Consider the following 21,501-nt stretch of genomic DNA (forward strand, 5'->3'; position numbering starts at 1 on the left):
CGGGAGTCGGGAGATGAAGCCCATGCGTGTCGCGGTGGTGGGTGGTGGAATCGGAGGACTGACGGCCGCCGGACTGCTGGCCAAGGAGGGTCATGACGTCACCCTCTTCGAGGGCGGTCCCCACCTCGGTGGCAAGGCGCAGTCCGTGCAGGTGGGCGGACTGCGGCTGGACACCGGGCCCACGCTGCTCACGCTCCCGGACGTCGTGCGCGGGCTGTTCGAGTCGCTGGGCGCGGCGGACCTGCTGCCGCCCTTCCTCGAGCTGGAGGCGCAGTGCACCTACCACTTCGCGGACGGGTGCGGCTTCGTGGCCTACAAGGACCTCGAGCGCACCGCGCACAGCGCCGAGCGGCTGCGTCCCAGCGAAGGCAAGGGCGTGCACGGCTTCTACGCGGAGGCCGAGCACATCTGGCGCGCCGCGGGCGAGCCCTACCTGGAGGCCCCCTTCGAGGGCATGGCGGGCTTCATGTCCCGGGTGATGCGCCGGGGCATGGTGGCCGTGGCCCGGGGCATGAAGCTGTCCACTCTGGATGATCTGGCGCGGGCTCATTTCAAGACGGAGCACATGTGGCAATTCGTGGGCCGCTTCGCCACGTACGCGGGGGCATCGCCCTACGCGGCGAGCGCGGCCTACGCCCTGGTGCCCCACATCGAGCGCGCGTACGGCGTGCACCACGTGCGGGGCGGGATTGGCGCGCTGGTGGATGCGCTCGGGGCGGCGGTGGCGCGTCTGGGCGTGAAGGTGCACCTGAACACGCGCGTGCACTACCAGCGCGAGGGCCACGGCTACCGGGTGGGTCCGTCCGGTGGCGAGGAGCGCTTCGACTCGGTGGTGGTGAACGCGGATCCGCTGGACAAGCTGGGCCGCGGGAGCGAGCCGCTGTCGCTGTCGGGCCATGTGCTGCTGCTGGAGGTGGATGGCCGTCCCGCCCTGCCGCACCACACCGTGCTTTTCAGCCGGGACTACCGGCGCGAATTCGACGAGCTGTTCGCGGGCCAGCTCGCGGCGGATCCCACCGTGTACTTCTGCAACCCCGCGGCGACGGATGACACGGTGGCGCCGCCGGACAAGACGGGCCTGTTCGTCATGGTGAATGCCCCGGCGCTGCCGCGCGAGCCCGGTGCCGCCGAGCGCGCCGCGGCGGAGTGGGAGCAGCATGGCGAGCGCGTGAAGGCGCAGATGTTCGACAAGCTGCTCACCCACTACCCGGAGCTGAAGGGGCGCATGCGCGTGGTGGCCCAGCGCACGCCGGTGGACCTCGCGGCGTTGGGCGCGCCCGGCGGCTCCATCTACGGCTTCCTGCCGCATGGCCGCTTCGGCCCCTTCCGCCGTCCGCGCATCCGGGGAGGCACGCCCGGACTCTTCTTCGCGGGCGGGGGCACGCACCCGGGCGGAGGCGTTCCCCTGGTGATGCTCTCGGGTCAGTTCGCCGCCCGCATGGCGTCCGCGCACCTGAGGAGCGGCGGATGAGGCGCCTGGATTTCCTGACGCCGCGCGCCCTCCGGGGCGAGTCGTGGCTGGACGCGCTGCCGAGGCTGCCGGAGACGGCCGGGGCCTATCGCTGGTTCTACGCCGACGTGACGGCGGGCGAGTACAGCGCCGTCTTCATCTTCATGCTCGGCTCGCTCTTCTCGCCGCGCTACTCGGTGGGGGCGCCGCGGGGCGCGCTGCCCCTGCAACACAGCGCGGTGAACTTCGCGCTCTACCACCGAGGCCGCGGAGTGCGCTGGGTGCTCAGCGAGTATCCCCGGGCATCGGTGCTCCAGGAGGGCCGGGAGCTGCGCATCGGCCGCTCGCGCCTGGAGTACACGCGGGATGGCCGGGTGTGCCTGGAGGTGGAGGAGCGGTGCGCGCCCCTGGGCGGAGCGGTGCGCGCGCGGCTGGTGCTCCAGCCCGAGTCCTTCTCGACCGAGGAGGTGCAACTGGTGCCGGGTGTGCCGCACTACTGGCGGGCGCTGGCGCCCCGGGCGAGGGCGTGGCTGTCGGTGGACTCCGAGGGCGTGAGCGTCGAGGGCCACGGCTACCACGACACCAACCATGGCGAGGAGTTGCTGGGCGCGCGGCTGCCGGGCTGGTACTGGGCGCGGCAACACGGGCCGGAGGAGACGGTGGTGGAGTACCACCTGCCGGGTGGAGTGGCTCCCCTGCGCGTGACGGCGAGTGCCCGGGGCACGTCGTGTGAGCGGTGGCCGGTGCGCGCGGAGCCGCTGAGCACGCGCATGACGGGATGGGGCCTGCGTGTGCCGGAGCGGCTGGTGTCGGGCCCCGGGGGGACGACCGAGCCCCGGTTGCTGGAGTCCTCTCCCTTCTATGCCCGGCTGGAGGCACGCCAGGGTGGGTTGGATGTGATGGGGGAGGTGGCGGACTTCCAGCGCTTCCACTCGCCCTTCATCCGCTGGATGGCGCACTTCCGCACGCGCGTGGAGCGCCAGGCATGAGCACGTGGGCGGCGCTGGGAATGGCCTGGAGCGGACTGGCCGGTGGTTTCAGCGCGGTGGCGCTGGCGCGCCTCATGCGGCGGCGTCCGGCGGTGGCCTCCACGCGGGTGCCGGTCCTGTTGCTGCGTCCGGTGGACGCGCCCACGCCCCGCGAGGTGGAGAACCTGGCCACGCCCATCGACTACGCGGGCCCGTTGGAGCACGTGGTGCTCGCCCCCGAGCGGCCACCGCTGCCCGAGCACGTGCGGTGGGTGCCGAGCGATCCCTCGACGCCCAACCGCAAGGTGGGGCACCTGCTGCACGCGCTGAGGGTGCTGCCCCGGGAGGGCCGGGTGGTGCTGGTGGTGGACGCGGACGTGGTGGTGACGGGCGAGCTGGTGGCGGGCCTGGCGGCACCGGTGGCGGCGGGCGCGGCGCTGAGCACGGCGGTGCCCACGCCGGTGGACGCGCGGGGGCTCGCCGGGCGGGCCGTGGCCGCGCTGCTGCGCCGCACGCACCACAGCTTCCGGGCGCTGCACGTGATGAGCGCCGGGGCCGCGGCGGTGTGTGGCAAGGCGCTCGGGCTGAGCGGCCGGGCGGTGGAGGAGTTGCCGGAACTGGTGGACCACATCGGCGAGGACCTGGAGCTGTCCAAGCGGCTGCACGCGCGCGGTCTCGGCGTGGCGCTTTGCGAGGTGCCGGCGGTGGTGCCCCTGGCCGCGGGGGACTGGGACGCGGCCCTGGCCCGCTTCACGCGCTGGATGCAGGTGTTGCGCAGCCACCGGCCCGGGCTGTACCCGACGGTGCCCCTGCTGTTCACGCCCACGTGGCCGCTGCTGGTGCTCGGCATGGCGGCGGGCTCGCCGGGCCTGCGGGGGTGCGTGGCGGCGCTGGTGGCCGTGCGCACCCTGTTGTCCTGGCGGCTCGCGCGGCTCAGTGCTCCCGGCGCCCTCCCGGGGGCAGGGCGCCCCGAGGGCGGAGCGCTCCGCTTCGCGCTGGATTGGCTGTTGGGCGAGGCCCTGTTGCTCGCCGCCTTCGTCCGCTCCCTCGCGCACCCCCCTCGGGTGACCTGGCGGGGGCGTGTCTATGCGTTGCACCCAGGAGGCCGGATGTCACCCGGATGGACGGAATTGAAGCAGGAGGGCGGGGTATGACGTACGCACGTTTCCTGGGCCTGTTCGTCGTGCTGCCCATCATCTTGCTGGCGGTGCGCTACCGCCATGTGCTCACCCGGCGCGCCCTGCTGCCCCTGGTGCCCCTGCTGGCCATCGTCTACGTGGCCACGTGCCCCTGGGACAACCTGGCGGTGAAGTGGGGGCTGTGGCGCTTCAAGCCGGAGCTCATCTGGGGCATCACCGTGGGCTACCTGCCCCTGGAGGAGTACCTCTTCTTCGGCCTGCAGACGCTGCTGGTGGGGGTATGGGTGCTCGCGCGGCTGCGCGGGGTGTCGCTCGCGCCCGCTGCCCGCAAGTCCCCCGCGAGCCCCCCGGTGCCCGCGGGCCAGCACCGGCTGGACTCCAACAAGCTGGGCTCCAACAAGCTGGGCTCCAAGGAGGTGGTGTCATGATGGAGTCGCGCTGGGCGTACCTCATCCACCTGATGGCGTGGGCGGGCCCCTTCATCGCGCTGCAACTCGGGGTGCTGGTGTTCTACTTCCGCGAGCGTTCCTGGACGGTGCTGCGCGCGGCGCTCGTGCCGGCGGGCGTCATGGGCGTCTACCTGTCGGTGGCGGATCACCTGGCCATCCGCGAGGGCATCTGGAGCTTCGGGGAGGGCAAGCACCTGGGCATCTACCTCGGCGCGGTGCCGCTCGAGGAGCTGCTCTTCTTCGTGCTCACCAGTGTCATGGTGGCGCTGGGCCTGACCCTCTTCGCCGCCCTGCTGGCCCGGCGTGAGGCGCGCGTGCCGTGATACACGCGGCCAAGGGCGGGCTTCCGGGATGGATGGTCGACACCTACGTGGGCTGGAAGTTCCGCTCGTCCTTCCGGGGCTTGTGGGTGCGCGGCGCGCTGGAGGACGGCGTGGCCGGGCGCCTCGTTTATGCGAACCACTCCAACTGGTGGGATGGTTTCGTGCTGCACCAGCTTGGCCGGGCGGCGGGTTGGGACACATACTGTGTCATGGAGGAGAAGAACCTGGCGCGCTATCGCTTCCTGTCGCGCATCGGTGCCTTCAGCATCCGGCGGGGTGAGGCGGCCTCGTCGCTGGAGACACTGCGCTACGCGAGTTCGCTGCTCGCGCGGCCCCGGGCCGCGGTGTGCATCTTCCCGGAGGGAGAGCTGAGGCCCCACGGCGTGCGCTCGCTGAAGCTGGAGCGCGGGGTGGAACTGCTCGCGCGGGTGAGCGGGGCGCGCTGCGTTCCGCTCTGCATCCGCTACGCCTTCTTCGAGCACGAGCGGCCGGACGTGCTGGTGGAGGTGGGCGAGCCGCACGCGGCGGCCCCCCTGGAGCGCTACCGGAAGGAGCTGGAGGCGGCGGCACGGCGGCTGGAGGCGGCGACGAATCTGGAAGGCTTCACCCAGGTGGTGTCCGGCGCCCGGGGCGTGGCCGAGCGCTGGGACGCGGTGCGCGGCCATGGCTGAGCGCACCTACCGCATTCACATCGCCGCCGAGTTCTCCGGCGTGAGGGTGGAGCTCATCCGCGCCTGGGAGCGGCGCTATGGGGTGCTCTCGCCCCAGCGCACCCCCTCGGGCTACCGGGTGTACACGGACCGGGACGTGGCGCTGCTCAAGCGCCTCAAGCAACTCACCGAGGAGGGCGTGTCCATCAGCGAGGCGGCGAAGATGCTGCCGCAACTGCTGGCGGAGATCGACGCGGCGCGGCCCTCCCAGTCCCCGCCTCCGGAGCCGAGCGACGGCAGCGTGGCCACCTGGCGCGAGGAGGTGCTGGCGGCGGTCAAGGCGTTGGATCAACGCCGGGTGTCGGAGACGCTGGACGAGGTACTCTCGGCGCTCTCTCCGTTGAAGGCCTACGAGGACGTGCTGGTGCCCCTGCAGCAGGAGGTGGGGGAGCTCTGGCACCAGGGCGTCTTCACGGTGGGGCAGGAGCACCTGGTGACGCAGGAGATCCGCGCGCGGCTCATCAGCCTCCTGCACTCCGCGCCCAACAAGGGACCGCGGCACGCGCTCCTGGCGTGCTTCCCGGAGGAGCAGCACGAGCTGGGCCTCTTGGGCATGGCGCTGCGGCTGCGCCACTCCGGGATGACGGTGACGCTGCTGGGCCAGCGCACGCCCACCGACGAGGTGGTCCGCATGGCGCGGGCGCTCGAGGTGGACCTGGTGGGCCTGTCGTCGGTGTTGGACCCGGGGGCCCGGGAGTTCGAGGAGATCCTCACCCGGGTCACCAGCGGCCTCGCCGCGGGCATGGCCATCTGGGTGGGAGGGCGGGCGGCGCTCCAGTACCGGGCGCTGTGCGATCGCCTGGGCGTGCGCGTCTTCGAGCACGCCGCCGACTGGCCACGGCTCCTGGAGGACTAGGCGAGCGCCGGGCGAGGGTGGCTCCCGGCGTGAGCGCGCTCCTCTATACTCCGCGCCGGCCATGCCACTCGTGAAAAGACCTGTCCTGAAGACCCCGAGCGCCGGGATGCTCCTGGGTGTCTGCTTCCTGTTGCTCTCCATCGCGTTGCCACTGCCGGGGTGCGTGCACGGCTCCGGGTCCGGGCCCGCCGGGTCGGACGAGGCGGTGGCCTTCATCGGGGTGAACGTCGTCCCCATGGATTCCGAGCGCGTGCTGCCGGAGCAGACGGTCGTCGTCCGCGATGGGCTCATCTCGGCGATGGGTCCCGCCTCGGCCATCACCGTGCCGGCGGGCGCCCGGCGCATCGAGGCGAAGGGCCGCTACCTGATGCCCGGCCTGTCGGACTTCCACATCCACCTGCACTCGGACGAGCAGCTCCTGTCGTACCTGGCCCACGGCGTCACCACCGTCTTCGAGCTCAACGGCACCCCGCGCCACCTGAAGCTGCGCGAGCAGATCGCCAGGCGCGAGGTGCTCGGCCCCCGGCTCTACACGAGCAGTCCGCTCATGGATGGAGGCCCCGAGGGGGGGATCGTGGTGTCGGTGAACTCGCCGGAGCAGGCGCGCCAGGCGGTGGTGCGCCAGAAGCGCGCGGGCTACGACGCCATCAAGGTCTACGACAACGTCGCGCCGGGGGTGTACGAGCAACTGGTGGCCACGGCGCGCGAGCAGAAGCTGCCGGTGATGGGGCATGTGCCGCGCACGGTGGGCGTGGACGCGGTGCTGCGCGCGCGCCAGGCCTTCATCTCCCACGGCATCGAGTACTTCCTCGCCGGCTCGCGCGACGAGTCACGCATTGCCGGCTTCGCGCTCGGCACCAAGGCGGCCGGGACGACGGTGGTGCCGGACCTGTCGCACGTCCACACCTCGCTGCGGATGATGGAGGACCTGGAGGGCGTCTTCTCGGACCCCGAGGCGCGCTACCTGTCCCCGAAGGTGATGAGTGACTGGCGCTACTCCAACCCGACGCGCCGGGTGGACGTGCGGCAGTTCTCCGAGCGGCAGCGGGCGGCGTACCCCTACGTGCGGCACCTCACCCTGTCGCTGCAGCGGGCCGGCGTGCGGCTGGTGCTGGGCACGAACGCGTCGGACGCCGGGCTCTTTCCTGGCAAGACGGTGCACCTGGAGCTGGCGGAGCTGGTGCAGGCGGGCCTGTCTCCCTACGAGGCCCTGGCGACGAGCACGCGCAACCCCGCGGCCTTCATCGAGGAGCACGTGGAGCCGGCGGCGCGCTTCGGCACGGTGGCGGTGGGCCAGCACGCGGATCTGCTGCTCCTGCCGGGCAATCCCCTGGAGGATGTCGGGCAGGCGGGGCAGGCGCTCGGGGTGATGGTGCGTGGCCAGTGGCTGACGCGCGAGCAACTGCAGCGCATGCGCGACAAGGTGGCCGAGTCCTTCAAGCAGTGAGCCTGGGCGGACACGGGCCCCCTCCGGGAGGGGGCCGGCTTCAGCGTCCTGCTAGGCCGCGCCCAGCTGGCGCTGCAGCGACTCGGTGTCCACGTTGCTCCACTGCTCGGCGATCTTGCCGTCCTTGATCCGGCAGCGCAGCTTGTCCACGATCTCCGCTTTGCGGCCCGTGGCCGGAATGCCCATGAAGTTGCCGACGTGCGTGCCCGTCGTGACCAGGTGGCACGAGAACGTCTCCCCCTCCTGGCTGAAGGACTCGATGCGGAAGCTGATGTCGGCGAAGGTGTCCAGGAAGTAACGGGCCGTCATCTCGACGCCCTTGAGGCCGGGGGTCTGCCCCGGAAAAGAGGGGTGGCTGACGATGTCCTCCGCGTAGAACTCTGCCATGCGTCCCGTGTCGCGCTGGATGTAGAGAGCGGTCAGGCACTCCTCGTAGAACTGGCGGGTCTTCGTGGCGTCCATGGTGGAACCTTCCGGGGTAATCGGGGAGCGGGATGATAACGGGTGCCGCCATAAAGACAACCTCCACCCTCACGGGCGTCTGCGATTGATCAGACAGCGGGGGCCGGGTGTGGGGGGGCTGATTACCCTGATGGTGTTGAGTGAATTATTCAACCGCAGTGGATGAGCGTGGGTCACGCGTATGCACTGGACGCACGGCGTGTCTTGCTGACTCGGACAGCGCCCTGTGGCAGGAGCAGTGCTTGGGCAAGGGCCTGACTGGCGGCGGGCAGCCGCATCGACCCGCCGCGGATGGGTCTGCTGGGTTGTTCCCAGGGCGCGCAGGCCGCCATGGTGGAGACGGCGGAGAAGCCGGCGAACACCCTCTTGCGCACGACGGTGCTGTTCTATCCGGGGTATGGCTCGGACCTGGGTGCTGGCAGCCCGGGCGCCAGCACCTGGCGGCCGCACCATGATCCGCGCTTCAACCTCGCCGGACGTGTACGCCATGAGGGACGCGGACATCGACTCCCTTGCCTTCTTGTGTCACGTCTCTAATTGAAGCCGAGACACGCCTCTTGGTATTCGAACTGCCCCGCCTGCTCTCCCTGCTCGAGTAATGCTTTGATGTTCGCGTAGGGCACGTGGGGGGGAACATCCACCGCCACCAGGCGGGGCAGGTCGCTGAGCTCCGAGGCACATCCCCGTTGGCGGAGGGCCTCGCGAACGGACTCGACATCCTCCTGGCGCGAGAACCAGAGCTGAAGGGTGCTGTGTCCGCTGGGACGCACCAGCTCGGAATACCAGAGGACTCCACTGGCGTCTGGTTGGGCCGCGACCACGTCCCCGAGCGCGACCTCCTTGGCGTAGAACGGGATGTTATCGATTTCGTATCCATCCTCCCCGCAGTTCTCGCACTTGTTGCTGCCGTTGTTCTTCGCGGCGTTCGCCGCATCAATCTCCCTCTTCCCTGCGGGAGTGAAGGCTTTCCCTGAGCGGGCCCCCCCGGAACTCCCCCCTCGTGGTCTTGCCGGCCACGAAAATGGACTCGCTCGTCCTGGAATTGAGCTGGCTCCAAGAACTCCTGTGTTCCGACTGTTCTTCGACCGCCACGAATGTAAGTGGGGCCTCGAGCGACGAGGTCGGCTCCGGATGGAGGCGGGTACTTGTTGCCTGGACAGAGAAGGGCACGGCCAGCGCCAGGACCGCGGCGACGAATAACAAGGGAGCGTTCAGGGCGCGGCCATGAGGCGTGAACATGGTGACCTTCAAAGAAGAGGTGTTCGGAAGAATCTTGCCACCGTGGTTTCCTGGGTGCGGCGGGGCGCGAGCACTCCTTCGACCGACGCTTGCACACCGGGCATCGCGCGGTTGTGCCCTGCGCTGAGCTTGCAGGAGGCCATTCCTCCTCCCACAGGACGGAGGTCGGGGCCCATCGCCAGCATCAGGGCGCCGTAGGTGCCCCCGGGCTTGTGGAGTACCCTGCTTCGCCATGTCGAGAGCTTCATGTCTGGCGAGGACGGGTCGTTCATTGTTGTTGGGGGCGCAGCTCATTCTGGCGGGGTGCACGGCTGGGCGCGAGGCGAGCCGGCCTGAGGATTCCACCCCGGCCCTGATGCGTGTCCAATGTTTCATCACGACGCGAGGGACCGTCGCCCGCTGCCGTGTCTCCGAAACCATTTCGGAAGATGAGGCCATGGTACTGGCGACGCTGTACATGCCTCTGTACGCATCAACTGCTCGATTTCCCCGCGACCTCGCGGCTTCCCACCCTGGTGGATCCCTCCCTGCTCATCCGGCGGGAGGACCTTCTCTTCCTTCAGAGGCAGCCCTACCTGGCGCCGTTCACCGAGCTGGATCGCCGGGACCTTCACGAGGACCTGGCCCACTTCGTCTCCTGCGAGGCCACGGACGTACGCGTTTCCGGGGACACGGCGGTGGTCTCCCTCCGCCGGTCCTCTCCCCCTTGGGACGCTCTTCCGAGCAACCTGCTCAATTCCGAGGTGATGCTCAAGTCTCGTGAGGCGATCGACCGGCTCGAGGCGCTCGAACAATGGGCCGAGGAGAACCCCGCCCGTGGTGAGCCGTCCGTCCACTCCCTCGTGTTCGTGAAATCGCCCAAGGGCTGGCTCGCCGACTACCAGCTTCCGGAGAAGGCGCACCCGGCCGCTCCGTAGCCGGGTATGCCTTTCAGTTCACCCCGCCCATCATCCGCCGCAAGGGTTTGACGAAGAGGGCGAGCAGGACGCCCGCGGCGATGGCGACGGCGGCCACCGCGCCGAAGAGCTGCGGCAGGGGCATGGCCTCGAACTGTCCCGCCACGCGCCCGGCGATGAGGTTGCCGAGCGACATGGACATGAACCACACGCCCATCATCATGCCCACCGTGCGCGGCGGCGCGAGCTTCGTCACCGTGCTCAGTCCCACGGGGCTCAGGCTCAGCTCGCCGAAGGTGTGCAGCAGGTAGGTGAGCACCAGCCACATGGGGCTCACCCGGTGGCCACCCGCGGCCGCGAGCGACGCGCCCACCATCACCAGGAAGCCGGCCCCCAGCATCACCAATCCCAGGGAGAACTTGGCGGGACTGGAGGGCTCGCGGCCCCGCCGGTTGAGCCACACCCACAGCCAGGCGAACACCGGCGCCAGGGTGATGATGAACACCCCGTTGATGGACTGCAGGAGGCTCGCGGGCATGTTCCAGCCGAACACGTCCCGGTCCGTGAGCTCCCGGGCGAAGAGGTTGAGCGAGGAGCCCGCCTGCTCGAAGCCGGCCCAGAAGATGGCGGAGCTCAGGAAGAAGACGCCGATGACGGCCAGGCGGCGCTTGTCCGCGGCGTCGAGCCCCCCCGCGGCGAACATGTACCCGAAGAAGGCGAGCGCGAGCGCCACGATGACGAAGCCCGCCGCGTCGCCCAGGCCCACCGCGTTCGTCATGTCCACGACGCCCAGTGCCTGCAACACGCCCAGGAGCACCACCAGCACCGCTCCCACTCCGAGCACCAGGCCGCGTGAGCCCTTGCGCGGCGCCTCGGCGGACGGCTCCGCGCGCTCGCGCGGGCTCAGTCCCACGTCGCCCAGGTGCCTGCCGCCCGCCACGTACTGGATGAGCCCGAGCACCATGCCGACGCCCGCGACGCCAAAGCCCGCGTGCCAGCTCACGCGCTCGCCCAGCAGGCCCACCACGATGGGCGCCACGGAGACGCCGATGTTGATGCCCATGTAGAAGATGGAGAAGCCCGCGTCGCGCCGCGCCCCGCCCTCGGGGTAGAGCCCGCCCACCATGGCGCTGATGTTGGGCTTGAGCAGCCCCGTGCCCGTCACGATGAGCACGAGCCCCAGGTAGAAGAACGCCACCCCGGTCATCGCCATGCTGAAGTGCCCGAGCGCGATGATGATGCCGCCCACGAGCACCGCCCTGCGCTGGCCGATGAACCGGTCCGCGAGCCAGCCTCCCGGCAGCGCCGTGAGGTACACCGCCGAGCCATACAGGCCATAGATGGCGCTCGCCTTCGCCGTGTCGAAGCCCAGTCCTCCGCGCGCCGCCGTCTCCGTCATGAAGAGGATGAGCAGCGCCTTCATGCCGTAGAAGCTGAAGCGCTCCCACATCTCCGTGAAGAACAGCGTGGCCAGTCCCCGCGGATGGCCGAAGAAGCCCCGGGCCGCGAGCGCTGGGGCCGCGGGTTCTCCAGAAAGTGAGGGGGCCGGGGTCATCGTCATTCCGAACTCCAGGGGGGAACGGCTGGCGTGTGTCCAGCCGACCCCCGACTCTATCGCTTGGACTTTTTCAGGGCCATTGGATGCACTCGCATTCGGGCGGAGGGGCCCACGAATCTTCGGAGGCGCGAGCGTTCACGCTAGAGTCGTCCCGCCCACGGGCCGGAGAACCTGGTGCGTGGTCCCCTTCGACGAGACGAGACACGGAGATGACCGTCCCCCAGAACGTGGCCACGGACTATGGTTTCCGCTCGACCGCCCCCGGGTACATCATTCCCTCGGAGGCGCGTCTGTGGTTCGAGGATTTGAAGGCCCGGGTGCTTCGCCTCGAGGGGCGGCCTTTCGGGTTGCTGGTGGATTCACGCACCCAGAAGTCCAATCCCCCCGAGAGCCAGGAGGTCATCCGCGAGGCGATGGTGTGGTTGCGTGCCCATGGCATGCAGCGCTCGGTGGTGGTGTTGGACAGCACCGTGGCGTTGATCCAGATCCTCCGCATCGCCAAGTCCACGGGCGTCTACTCCTATGAGCGCTACCTGGATGCGTTGAAGGAGCCGCAGTGGGAGCGCAAGGCGGTGGACTGGCTCGCCCACGGCATCGACCCGGACCTGCCGCCCCCGCCCCGCGCGCAGGGGGGTTGAGGTGCGGGCCATGTCTTCGCCGGACATCGATCGCCTCTCGCCCACGCGCCGCCCGGAGGAGCGGCCGGTGATGTACCAGAGCTGGCGCCACCTGCTCTTCCTGCACTGGTCGCTGCCGGTGGAAGAGGTGGCGCCGCTGCTGCCCGAGGGCCTCACGCTCGACACCTTCGAGGGCCGGGCCTTCGTGGGGCTCGTGCCCTTCACCATGCGCGGGGTGCGGCCCCGGGGCCTGCCCGCGGTGGGCTTCCTGTCGGACTTCCACGAGACGAACGTGCGCACCTACGTGCACTTCCAGGGGCGCGACCCGGGCGTCTGGTTCTTCAGCCTCGAGGCCGCCAACGCCATCGCGGTGCGGCTGGCCCGGGCGTGGTTCAAGCTGCCCTACCATTATGCGGGCATGGAGCTGACGGCGGCGCCCGGGGGCTCCTCCTACGCCTACCGCTCCGAGCGCCGCTGGCCTCCGCCCACGCCCGCCACCTGCGCGGTGCGGTGCAGGCCGAAGGGGAGCGCGTCCACGTCCACGCCGGGCACGCTCCAGCACTTCCTCGTCGAGCGCTACTTCCTCTACTCCCAGGCTCGCGGCGAGCTCTACCGCGGGCAGGTGCACCACGCGCCCTACGAGGTGCGGGGCGCGGACGTGGAGGGACTGGAGGAAACGCTGCTGGCGGCCGCGGGCCTGTCCCGCCCGTCCGAGGCGCCCCTGGCCCACTTCTCCGAGGGCGTGGACGTGGACGTGTTCCGCTTGCGGCGCGTGGTGCGCTGACGCGTGCTCAGCTGCCGCAGTCGGCGGAGCAGTAGGCGGGCAGGCCGCTCTTTTCCGTCTGCTCGCACACGCCGTTGCCGCAGGTGGCGATGTCCGACGGCTTCATCCGGGTGGTGACGGGCCGGTAGGTGACGCCGTTGTAGACGCAGGAGGTGTAGTAGGTATTGCTGCTGTCGCGGGTGCAGTACAGCGAGCAGCTGCCCACGTACACCAGGGGCGAGCACTGCGACGTGGTGGAGGTCGCGCCCGGCAGGCCGCACACGCGGGGGCTGCTCTGCTGGGCCGAGAGCGACAGGCCGTCATTGCCGCCGAACACGCCCGTGCTCCCATCGAAGAGGTTGCCGAAGAAGCACGCCTCGCGCAGCGTGTGGCTGGTGACCTCCTGCGAGGTGGTGGCGATCACATTGTTGGCTCCGTCCAGGCCCCGCAGGGAGACGGAGACGTGCAGGCCGTACTTGTTGGCATGCGCCGCCATGCACGCGGACACCACCTGGAGCTCCACCGTCGAGGCCGCCAGCCCGCTGCTCCAGCCAGGGGCCAGTCCCAACACGCCGTTCCACGTGTAGGTCGTCCCGGTGCTGGGGGCCGTGTAGGTACGCGTCATGCCCACCGGCACCGCGCACTCCACCAGGTACTTCATCACCTCGGCGCGCAGCGCCGCGTTCACCTGGAACCAGTTGTGGAAGCTCGTGGTGGAGAGGCCATTGAGGCTCAGGCCGTTGGTGCTCAGGCCGTTGAGGCTCAGGCCGTTGAGGCTCAGTCCGTTGAGGCTCAGTCCGTTGTTCAGCAGGAGCAGCTGTTGCGCTTCCTCGGATGTCTCCGTTTCCGAGAACGTTTCTTCTCCGGGTCCACACCCGATGGTGAATACCAACAGGATGCTCGCCCACCACCGCCATCCCGCAGGGCCATTGCTTCCATCACTGCTCCGAGACTCGAAGGTCTTCATCAGCATGGACTTCCTCCCCCCCAAAACGGATGTTGATGTTCGGTGAAGCAACTCCTCCTTGTGGGAACTCTCGGAAAAACCCCGACAACCCGTTCTCCACGCCTTTACTGTGACAAAAGATAAAGCTGTGTAGAAGGGAAACTTCATGTAACCGGTTATTTACAGTTTAGATGAAAACACCTGGACCCCGGGGCAGGTCCGAAAGGTGTGGAAGTGTCATTTTCGCTGGGTCGCGGCTCGTACCGGGGACGAGGCGCGGGCGGACACACGGGGGGCCCACGAGGGCCACACCCCGGTGTTCAACGCACGCGCGGCAGGCAGGGGAAGGGAAGCGGGGGACGTCAGGCGCGCGCGGCCGCGGGGGTGATGCCCAACCCGTTCGTGTCGCGCACCACCCAGCCGGCGATGTCCGCCAGGGGACCGCCGGTGATGTCGATGCCCTCGGGGCCGCGCCGGGCATCCACCTGGCCCACGTGGACGCAGGCGCGCACGCTCACGGGGGTGCCTCGGGCACGGGCCTGGGCCCGCTCGTGGAGCTGGTGCGCCGTCTCCAGCAACTCGCGCGCGCCCGTGCGCGGCGGCTCGTCGAGCGGACGCACCCCCAGCAGCGCCATGCCGGTCTGCACGGCGAGCACGAAGCCCGCGGCGCGCAGATCCTGCTCGAGCCCGTCGAGCACCTCGGAGACGGTGGTGTAGGCGGCGTCGTCCTCGGCGCCCTCCTCGAGCACCACCTCGGCATGCAGGGCGAAGGCGCGCACGCTGCGGCTGATGGCGGTGAGCCGGGTGGTGGACGCGGGCAACACCGCCTCGCGCAGCGCGGTGCGGAAGGAGTCCACGTCCGGGTAGCGGTGCTCGGCCTCCTTCTCCAGGCAGCGCAACACCACCGCGTCCACCGCGGGCGGCACGGGCGCCTCGGTGCTTGGCCGCGGCGGGGGCGCCTCCAGGTGCATGCGCTCCACCTCCAGCCGGTCATCGGACTGGAAGGGGTAGTGGCCGGTGAGCATCTGGTAGAGCAGCACGCCCAGCGCGTACACGTCCGTGGTGGGGCCGATGTTGCCGCTGCGGAACTGCTCGGGCGCCATGGCCTGCGAGGTGCCCAGGCGCTGGCCGGCGATCGTCAGCCCCTCCTGGCCCGGCTCGGGGTGGATGAACTTGGCGATGCCGAAGTCGAGCAGCTTCACCACCGGGGGCTCGCCCTCGGACACCACGGCCACGTTGCTCGCCTTGAGATCCCGATGCACCACGCCCGCGCGGTGGGCCGCCTCCAACGCCTCGCACACCGGCTCCAGGAAGGCGAGTGCCCGCTCCGGCGACAGACGTCCCCGCTCGTGCAGGAGCTGGCTGAGCGTGCGGCCCGGCAAGAGCTCCATGACATAATAAGGACTGCCATCCGGCAGCATGCCGAAGTCGTACACGTCGACGATATGCGGGTGGCGGATCTGATTGACGACGCGCGCCTCGCGCACGAAGCGTTGCAACATCTCGCCCTGATCCGTCAGGTGCGGATGCAACACCTTCACCGCGGCGCGCCGGCCGAGGATGCGGTGTTCCGCTTCGTACACGGCTCCGTGCCCCCCGGAAGCCAGGACCGCCTTGAGAACGTATTCCCCCGCGAGCACTCCAGGTGAGACCTGTACTCGGGCTGGTACCTCCCGAGACGGTGTATGCTCTTTGTGGGGAAGGATGTGGAAGGTGCTATCCAGGTCCGCCATCATTCAAGATTAGCACTTCGGATGGAGTGTTCTCACAGGGGGGGTCCCCCCCCACTGTCGAGCGGAGGGCAGTTGAGCTAACCTGCGATGGCGGGCTGTCCTGTGGCTGATGGATGAGGTGTCCCGCGTCCGGGTGGGGGTGATGTGACCGGACCCGAGTCTGCTGGATACTGCCCCCTCCGGTGGATGAACCCTGATCCTGGTAAGGCGCATGCTCATGAAGATGGTGGACGACCTCACGATGTGCGGAGGGCCGGCGAAGCCACTCGCCGCCGCGGAGAGCGCATGCCTCATCCTCACCAGCACCACCACCCCGGCGGCCATCGGCAAGGTCTTCCGCATCGAGGCTGGCGAGCACGTGCTCGGCCGGGGCGCGGACGCGGGTTTTCAAATCAATGACCATGGGGTGTCGCGCCGGCACGCGCGCATCACCCGCACGCCCGAGGGCGGCTTCCACCTGGCGGACCTCGGCTCCACCAACGGCACCTACCTCAATGGCGTGCGCATCGCGTCCGCCGAGCTGCACGAGGGGGACCGGGTGCAGATTGGCACCGTGACGGTGCTGCGCTTCTCCATGCGCGAGCTGGTGGAGCAGGGCGAGGAGCAGCTGCGCCAGGCGCTGAGCGCGGCGCGCGTGGGCATCTGGGATTGGAACGCGGTGACGGGCGCGGTGACGTGGAGCGAGCAGGTGGACAGGCTCCTGAGTCTGCCGGTCGGTTCGCTGTCGGGCAGGCCCACGGACCTGGGCGAGGTGGTGCAGCCGGGGGACTTGAAGCGGGTGCGCGAGGCGCTCGCCACGGCGCTCGCCCAGCGCGCGCACCTGGACGTGGAGTACCGCATCGAGGTGACGGGGGCGCGCGGCCGGTGGTTGTCGTGCAAGGGCGACGTGTTGTGCGACGAGACGGGCGCGCCCGTGCGCATCACCGGCACGGTGATGGACATCACCGAGCGCAAGCTGGCCGAGCAGGAGCTGCGCCGTCAGGCGCTCATCTTCGAGAGCCTGTGCGAGGGCGTGGTCATCACGGACCGGGGCGGGCGCATCATCGACTGGAACGCGAGCGCGGAGAAGATGTTCGGCCGGGGCAAGGCCGAGGCGCTCGGGCAGACGCTCTCGGCGCTGCTGCATCCGGGACAGGAGGACAAGCGCACGGGCGAGGTGCTCGCGGCGCTGGAGGCCCAGGGGCGGTGGACGGGGGAGCTGGACTTCCAGCGGCCCGACGGTACGCAGTGCTCGTGCGAGTCCGTGGTGGCGCCGCTGCGCGACGCGGAGGGGCGGACCATCGCGCACATCCTCGTGCACCGCGACACCACCGAGCGCCGGCTGTTGCAGAGCCGCCTGCAGGTGGCCGACCGGCTCGCGTCGGTGGGCACGCTGGGCGCGGGCGTGGCGCATGAAATCAACAACCCGCTGGCCTACATGCTCGTCAACCTGCACCTGGTGTCCGAGCGCCTGGAGCGCTTCAAGCACTCGGCGGTGGGCTCCGAGGTGGAGCCGCTGCAGCAGGTGGTGCGCGAGACGGTGGAGGGCGCCGAGCGCATCGCCTCCATCGTGCGGGATTTGAAGACGTTCGCCCGGGGCCAGCAGGAGGACAAGCTGGGGCCGGTGGACGCGAGCAAGGCGGTGGAGCTGGCGTGCAAGATGGCGGACAACGTCATCAAGCACCGCGCCCGGCTGGTGACGCAGTTCGAGCCGGTGCCGGCGGTGCAGGGCAGCGAGTCGCGCCTGTGCCAGGTGTTCCTCAACCTGCTGCTCAACGCGGCGCATGCCATCCCCGAGGGGGACGCGCAGGAGCATGAAATCCGCGTCGTCATCCGCTCCCATGGCGCGAGCGAGGTGGTGGTGGAGGTGCGCGACACGGGCGTGGGCATGACGCCCGAGGTGCGCGCGCGCGTCTTCGATCCCTTCTTCACCACCAAGCCCGTGGGCGAGGGGACGGGACTGGGGCTGTCCATCTGCCACGGCATCATCGACTCCATGGGGGGCCGCATCGGCGTGGACAGCACGCCCGGCAAGGGCAGCTCCTTCCGCGTGTTCCTCGGGATCGCGGGCACGCCCATGGAGGCGCGCTCGGAGCCGGAGCCCCTGGCCGCGGTGGGCCGGGCGCGCATCCTCGTGGTGGACGACGAGCCGTACGTGACGCGGGCGTTGCAGCGCTCGCTGTCACCCGAGCACGAGGTGGCCACCGTCAACGGGGCGCGCGCCGCGCTCAAGCTGCTCGAGCAGGGCAATCGCTACGATCTCATCCTCTGTGACGTGATGATGCCGGGGATGACGGGCATGGACCTGTACGCCGAGCTCAACCGCAGCGCGCCGGATCAGGCCCAGCGCGTGGTCTTCATGACCGGCGGCGCCTTCACCCCGCGCGCGTTGAGCTTCCTGCAGGAGGTGCCCAACCCGAAGCTCAGCAAGCCGTTGGATCTGCGCCAGCTCCGGGCCCTGGTGGGCCGCTCCGCCCAGTTGCAGGGCTCCGCGTCCAACGACGCGGCGAGTCCGCCGGTGACCCTGCTCCGGGAAGGTGCGAGGTGAGCGAGCGACAGGCGGACCTCGCGCGAGAGCAAGCCTCGCGTCCGTCCCTGGATTCGCCACGGCCCCCGTTCCAGACCATTGCGCCGGAGCCCTCCGCGCCGGTCGAGTGGACGCCGCGCGCGTGGCTGGTGGGCTCGGGCATTGGCGCGATGCTCGCCGTCACCAATGTCTACATGGGACTGAAGACGGGCTTCTGGGAGTCCGGGTGCCTGATGTCGGCGCTGCTGGCCTTCGGGGGCCTGTCGTTGCTCTCCCGGCGCGGCGCTCCACTGTCGCCCCTGGAGACGAACCTCGCCCAGACGACCGCGGTCTCGGTGGGGGCGACGCCCGCGAGCGCGGGGCTGATCGGCGCGGTGCCCGCGCTGGCGCTGCTGGGCACGCAACCTCCCGGTTGGGCGGTGGCGGCGTGGGGCGTGGGGCTGGGCGCGCTGGGCGTGCTCTTCGCCTACCTGTCGCGACGGCGGCTGTTGGAGGAGGAGGCGCTGCCATTTCCCACCGGGGTCGCCACCTCGCAGCTCATCTCCACGCTGCACTCCACGGGCTCGGCCTACGCGGCGCGGGCACGGGGCTTGTGGGTGAGTGGTGTCGTCTCCGCGGCGCTCACCTGGCTGAGGGACGCGCGCGGGGTGATTCCCGGGGCGTCGCTGCTGCCGGCGAGCGTGCGGCTGGGTGGGGTGGGCGCGGACAGCCTGATGCTGGGGGTGGGGTGGATGCCGATGCTGCTGGGCATTGGCGTGCTCGCGGGTCCCCATGCGGGCTTGAGCCTGCTGCTGGGCTCGGCGCTGGCCTGGGGCGGGGTGGCGCCCTGGCTCGTCCACTCCGGGATGGCGGCGGCCGAGTATGGCGAGCTGTCGTCCTGGCTGTTGTGGCCGGGCGTGGGGTTGATGGTGGGGGCGTCGGCCACGTCGCTGCTGTCCCAATTGCGCGCGCTGCCGGCGATGGTGGGGGACGTGCGGGCGCTCGGCGCGCACCGCGAGGGCTGGGAGTCCGCGGTGGGCCGTGGGGTGGGGCGGGCGGTGCTTCCCGTCATCCTCCTGTGCCTGCTGGCGGGCACCTGGGCCTTCGGGTTGGGCCCGCTCGAGTTGCTGCTGGCGCTGGGGGTGACCTTCCCGCTGTGCGCGGTGTGCGCCCGGGCGACGGGACAGTCGGACATCGCGCCCATCAGCCATGTGGGCCAGCTCACGCAGGTGGGCTTCGGCGTGGTGGCGCCTGGGCGGGAGGGCCTCAACATCGCGGCCGGAACGGTGGTGTCCGGGGCCGCGTCGCACACCAGCGCGAGCCTGTGGTCGCTCCAGGCGGGCCGGCTGCTGGGCGCCAGTGCCTCGCGCCAGTTCCTCGCGCAGTTGTCGGGGCTGCTGTGGGGGGTGGCGGTGGCCGTTCCCACCTACTTCGTGCTGGTGTCGGTGTATGGGCTCGAGTCGAACGTGCTGCCCGTGCCCACCGCGAGGCAATTCAAGGCCGTGGCGCAGCTCACCTCCCAAGGGCTCGCGGGCCTGCCGCCCGGCTCCGCGCTGGCCATGGGCGGGGCCTTCGTCGTGGGCGGCCTGTTGTCGGTGGCGGGCTCGCGCGAGCGCTGGGCCCGGGTGCTGCCCTCGGCGGCGGCCATGGCCATCGGGCTCTTCGTGCCGGCCTACTACGCGGTGACCATCTGCCTGGGCTCCCTGCTGGTCTCCGCCGTGGGCCGGCTGCGGCCCTCCGCGCTCCAGCCCGTGCAGGCGATGGGCACCGGTGCCATCCTCGGCGAGACGCTCCTGGGCGTGCTCGTCGCGGTGTTGATCGCCTCCGGTCTCATTCCCCCTCCGGGGTGAGCCCTGACGATGACGGAGCGGGCGTCGCGCATTGGTAGCGCCAGCGGTAGTTGGCGCGCGCGTAGATGCCCCCGCTGCCGGGGGCGCACTCGAACAACATCCGCGTCGCCATCGTCCGCACGAGGGTGACGGTGAAGGGCGTGGTGGGCTGGAAGGTCCCCACGTTTCTCAGCCCCGAGGGCGTGTCGGAGACGATGGCGGCCCAGCCCTTCGTCCACTCGAGGTAGCGCGGGGGGTGTTCGGCGAGGAACGCCTGGGCGTCGTCCAACATGCGGGGCGAGTTGAGCGCGAGGAGATCCACGACGAAGGCCCGCCCGAAGAAGCGCGAGGCCCCCGCGTCGAGCACCCACGCCACGTCCTCGGGTGCGGCCTGTGCGAGGAAGAGGCCCTCTTGCACCTGCTGGTCGTCGATGTTGTGCGCGTCGTTCTCCAACCGCTCCAGTCGCGGCAGGAGGCCCGTGGCCACCACCAGGGGGAGCGCCACCGCGACGAGCACGGGCAGGCGCGGACCCTGTCTGGCCAGCCGTGACTCCATCCAGGCCCCCAGGAGGATGGGCAGGGGCGCCAGGATGAAGGGCAGGGCGGGCAGGACATAGCGCTGGAGGTAGAAGATCTGGACGATCGCCAGGCGCAACAGGGCCATGGAGACGGTGAAGAACACGAGGCCCACGGCGAGCAGTCCGGCCGCCCGCCGCTCCGGGTCCGTGGTGAGCCGGCGGAGCACCACGGCGCGGAGCGCGAGCACGGCGAGCAGGACGAGCACGGGCCAGGGCAGGGCCACCTCGGGCAGCAACTTCCACAGTCCCAACGTCGCGGCGCGCAGCATCGACAGGAACATGGGCTCGCCCGAGGTGGTGGTCACCTTGGCGTAGAACGTTCCGGGCAGGGGCCTGCCCGAGGCCTGGAGGTTCCACGCGGCCCACGCGCCGCCCGCGATCGCCACGCCCACGCCCGCCTCCACCCACCGGCGCACGAGCGGCCGGAGGCCGGGCTGGGGGCGCACGACGAGCGGCAGGAGGAAGACGAAGAGTCCTCCCTCGGGACGGGCCAGCAGGCCGGCCGCGCCACACAGCGCGTAGAGGCCCGGCCGCTGGCCGCGCAGCACGAGCACGCAGCCCACCGCCACGAGCGTGGCCAGGGGCACCTCCATGCCGGAGAGGCTCGCCGCCACCAGGTGCGGACTCACCAGCACGAGCAGCGCCGCGCTCGCGGCCCACCGGCGGCCCGCGTCCCGGAAGATGAGGTAGCAGCCCGCCGCCGTGAGCGCGTGCAGCAGGAAGCCGATCAGCTTGGTGAGGAGCACCGCGCGCTCCACGCCCGGCTCCCCGAGGTAGGCCACCGACAGGACGATCGCCCACAGGGGCGAGGTCTCGCCGGTGGCGGGCACGCCGGGGTTGTAGCTGAGGCCCTCGCCCCGAGCCACGCTGCGCGCGTACACGGCGTGGATCCACGCGTCATCGAGCGGAAAGCCCCGCTCCCACCAGTAGTCGGGCACGAGCGCGAAGGTGCTCATCAGCACCGCGAGCACGCAGAGCACGCCCACGAGCCCGGTGACACGTCCGTTCGGCGGGGAGGATGCGACGGGGGAGGGAGGACCGTTCATGAACGTC

Annotated in this window: 19 protein-coding genes; 13 read left to right on the forward strand and 6 right to left on the reverse strand. The window is 70.4% G+C overall.

The window, feature by feature from the left end; genetic code table 11:
* Positions 1-13 precede the first annotated feature (13 nt).
* The 8 genes from F0U63_RS05855 (at position 14) to F0U63_RS05890 (ending at position 7,342) form a co-directional block, all read left to right on the forward strand.
* Positions 14-1,471 (forward strand): phytoene desaturase family protein, encoded by a 1,458-nt coding sequence (locus F0U63_RS05855; RefSeq protein ID WP_395844553.1) that lies wholly within the window; start codon positions 14-16, stop codon positions 1,469-1,471.
* Positions 1,468-2,439 (forward strand): carotenoid 1,2-hydratase, encoded by a 972-nt coding sequence (locus tag F0U63_RS05860; protein ID WP_395844555.1) that lies wholly within the window; start codon positions 1,468-1,470, stop codon positions 2,437-2,439. Before F0U63_RS05855 ends, F0U63_RS05860 begins: the two co-directional genes overlap by 4 nt.
* A complete protein-coding gene (locus tag F0U63_RS05865) occupies positions 2,436-3,572 on the forward strand; it encodes a glycosyltransferase (RefSeq protein ID WP_395844557.1) in 1,137 nt (378 codons plus the stop codon). The genes F0U63_RS05860 and F0U63_RS05865 overlap by 4 nt, the downstream gene beginning before the upstream one ends.
* A complete protein-coding gene (locus F0U63_RS05870) occupies positions 3,569-3,985 on the forward strand; it encodes a lycopene cyclase domain-containing protein (protein ID WP_395844559.1) in 417 nt (138 codons plus the stop codon). Before F0U63_RS05865 ends, F0U63_RS05870 begins: the two co-directional genes overlap by 4 nt.
* Positions 3,982-4,329: a lycopene cyclase domain-containing protein gene (locus F0U63_RS05875; protein ID WP_395844561.1), complete on the forward strand. Its 348-nt coding sequence runs from the start codon at positions 3,982-3,984 to the stop codon at positions 4,327-4,329. Before F0U63_RS05870 ends, F0U63_RS05875 begins: the two co-directional genes overlap by 4 nt.
* Entirely contained in the window at positions 4,326-5,000 is a 675-nt protein-coding gene (locus F0U63_RS05880) for a lysophospholipid acyltransferase family protein (protein WP_395844563.1), read from the forward strand. The genes F0U63_RS05875 and F0U63_RS05880 overlap by 4 nt, the downstream gene beginning before the upstream one ends.
* Entirely contained in the window at positions 4,993-5,895 is a 903-nt protein-coding gene (locus F0U63_RS05885; protein WP_395844565.1) for a MerR family transcriptional regulator, read from the forward strand. The genes F0U63_RS05880 and F0U63_RS05885 overlap by 8 nt, the downstream gene beginning before the upstream one ends.
* 106 nt (positions 5,896-6,001) lie before the next feature.
* Positions 6,002-7,342, forward strand: a complete 1,341-nt coding sequence (locus F0U63_RS05890) for an amidohydrolase family protein (protein WP_395844567.1) — start codon at positions 6,002-6,004, stop codon at positions 7,340-7,342.
* 51 nt (positions 7,343-7,393) lie between these two features.
* On the opposite strand, the gene F0U63_RS05895 is transcribed toward F0U63_RS05890, so the two are convergent.
* Together F0U63_RS05895 and F0U63_RS05900 are read right to left on the reverse strand one after the other, a co-directional pair.
* Positions 7,394-7,804 (reverse strand): ester cyclase, encoded by a 411-nt coding sequence (locus tag F0U63_RS05895; protein WP_395844569.1) that lies wholly within the window; start codon positions 7,802-7,804, stop codon positions 7,394-7,396.
* 533 nt (positions 7,805-8,337) lie between these two features.
* Positions 8,338-8,964: a DUF4265 domain-containing protein gene (locus F0U63_RS05900; RefSeq protein WP_395848322.1), complete on the reverse strand. Its 627-nt coding sequence runs from the start codon at positions 8,962-8,964 to the stop codon at positions 8,338-8,340.
* Between the two features lie 594 nt (positions 8,965-9,558).
* Here F0U63_RS05900 and F0U63_RS05905 point away from each other — a divergent pair.
* Positions 9,559-9,960, forward strand: a complete 402-nt coding sequence (locus F0U63_RS05905) for a hypothetical protein (RefSeq protein WP_395844571.1) — start codon at positions 9,559-9,561, stop codon at positions 9,958-9,960.
* Between the two features lie 13 nt (positions 9,961-9,973).
* Here F0U63_RS05905 and F0U63_RS05910 read toward each other — a convergent pair whose 3' ends face one another.
* Positions 9,974-11,500 carry a peptide MFS transporter gene (locus F0U63_RS05910; protein WP_395844573.1) on the reverse strand — a complete coding sequence of 509 codons (1,527 nt, stop codon included), beginning with the start codon at positions 11,498-11,500 and terminating at the stop codon, positions 9,974-9,976.
* A 206-nt stretch (positions 11,501-11,706) separates the two neighbouring features.
* Here F0U63_RS05910 and F0U63_RS05915 point away from each other — a divergent pair, with 206 nt between their 5' ends.
* Together F0U63_RS05915 and F0U63_RS05920 are read left to right on the forward strand one after the other, a co-directional pair.
* A complete protein-coding gene (locus F0U63_RS05915; protein ID WP_395844575.1) occupies positions 11,707-12,135 on the forward strand; it encodes a hypothetical protein in 429 nt (142 codons plus the stop codon).
* Between the two features lie 10 nt (positions 12,136-12,145).
* Positions 12,146-12,898, forward strand: coding sequence for a YqjF family protein (locus F0U63_RS05920; RefSeq protein ID WP_395844577.1), 753 nt, complete (start codon positions 12,146-12,148; stop codon positions 12,896-12,898).
* Positions 12,899-12,905: 7 nt separating this feature from the next.
* On the opposite strand, the gene F0U63_RS05925 is transcribed toward F0U63_RS05920, so the two are convergent.
* The gene (locus tag F0U63_RS05925) at positions 12,906-13,850 is read right to left on the reverse strand and encodes a hypothetical protein (RefSeq protein ID WP_395844579.1); all 945 of its coding nucleotides are present in this window, start codon (positions 13,848-13,850) and stop codon (positions 12,906-12,908) included.
* A gap of 335 nt (positions 13,851-14,185) precedes the next feature.
* Positions 14,186-15,559: a protein kinase gene (locus tag F0U63_RS05930; protein WP_395844581.1), complete on the reverse strand. Its 1,374-nt coding sequence runs from the start codon at positions 15,557-15,559 to the stop codon at positions 14,186-14,188.
* A gap of 208 nt (positions 15,560-15,767) precedes the next feature.
* On the opposite strand from F0U63_RS05930, the gene F0U63_RS05935 reads away from it, so the two are divergent.
* The gene (locus tag F0U63_RS05935; RefSeq protein ID WP_395844583.1) at positions 15,768-18,083 is read left to right on the forward strand and encodes an ATP-binding protein; all 2,316 of its coding nucleotides are present in this window, start codon (positions 15,768-15,770) and stop codon (positions 18,081-18,083) included.
* Entirely contained in the window at positions 18,080-19,891 is a 1,812-nt protein-coding gene (locus F0U63_RS05940) for an OPT/YSL family transporter (protein ID WP_395844585.1), read from the forward strand. The genes F0U63_RS05935 and F0U63_RS05940 overlap by 4 nt, the downstream gene beginning before the upstream one ends.
* Here the strand turns inward: F0U63_RS05940 and F0U63_RS05945 are convergent.
* Positions 19,872-21,494 (reverse strand): hypothetical protein, encoded by a 1,623-nt coding sequence (locus tag F0U63_RS05945; RefSeq protein ID WP_395844587.1) that lies wholly within the window; start codon positions 21,492-21,494, stop codon positions 19,872-19,874. The two genes, F0U63_RS05940 and F0U63_RS05945, sit on opposite strands and share 20 nt — an antisense overlap.
* Between the last annotated feature and the right edge of the window lie 7 nt (positions 21,495-21,501).

The sequence above is a fragment of the Cystobacter fuscus genome (genome assembly GCF_044360685.1).
Lineage (GTDB): Bacteria > Myxococcota > Myxococcia > Myxococcales > Myxococcaceae > Cystobacter > Cystobacter fuscus_C.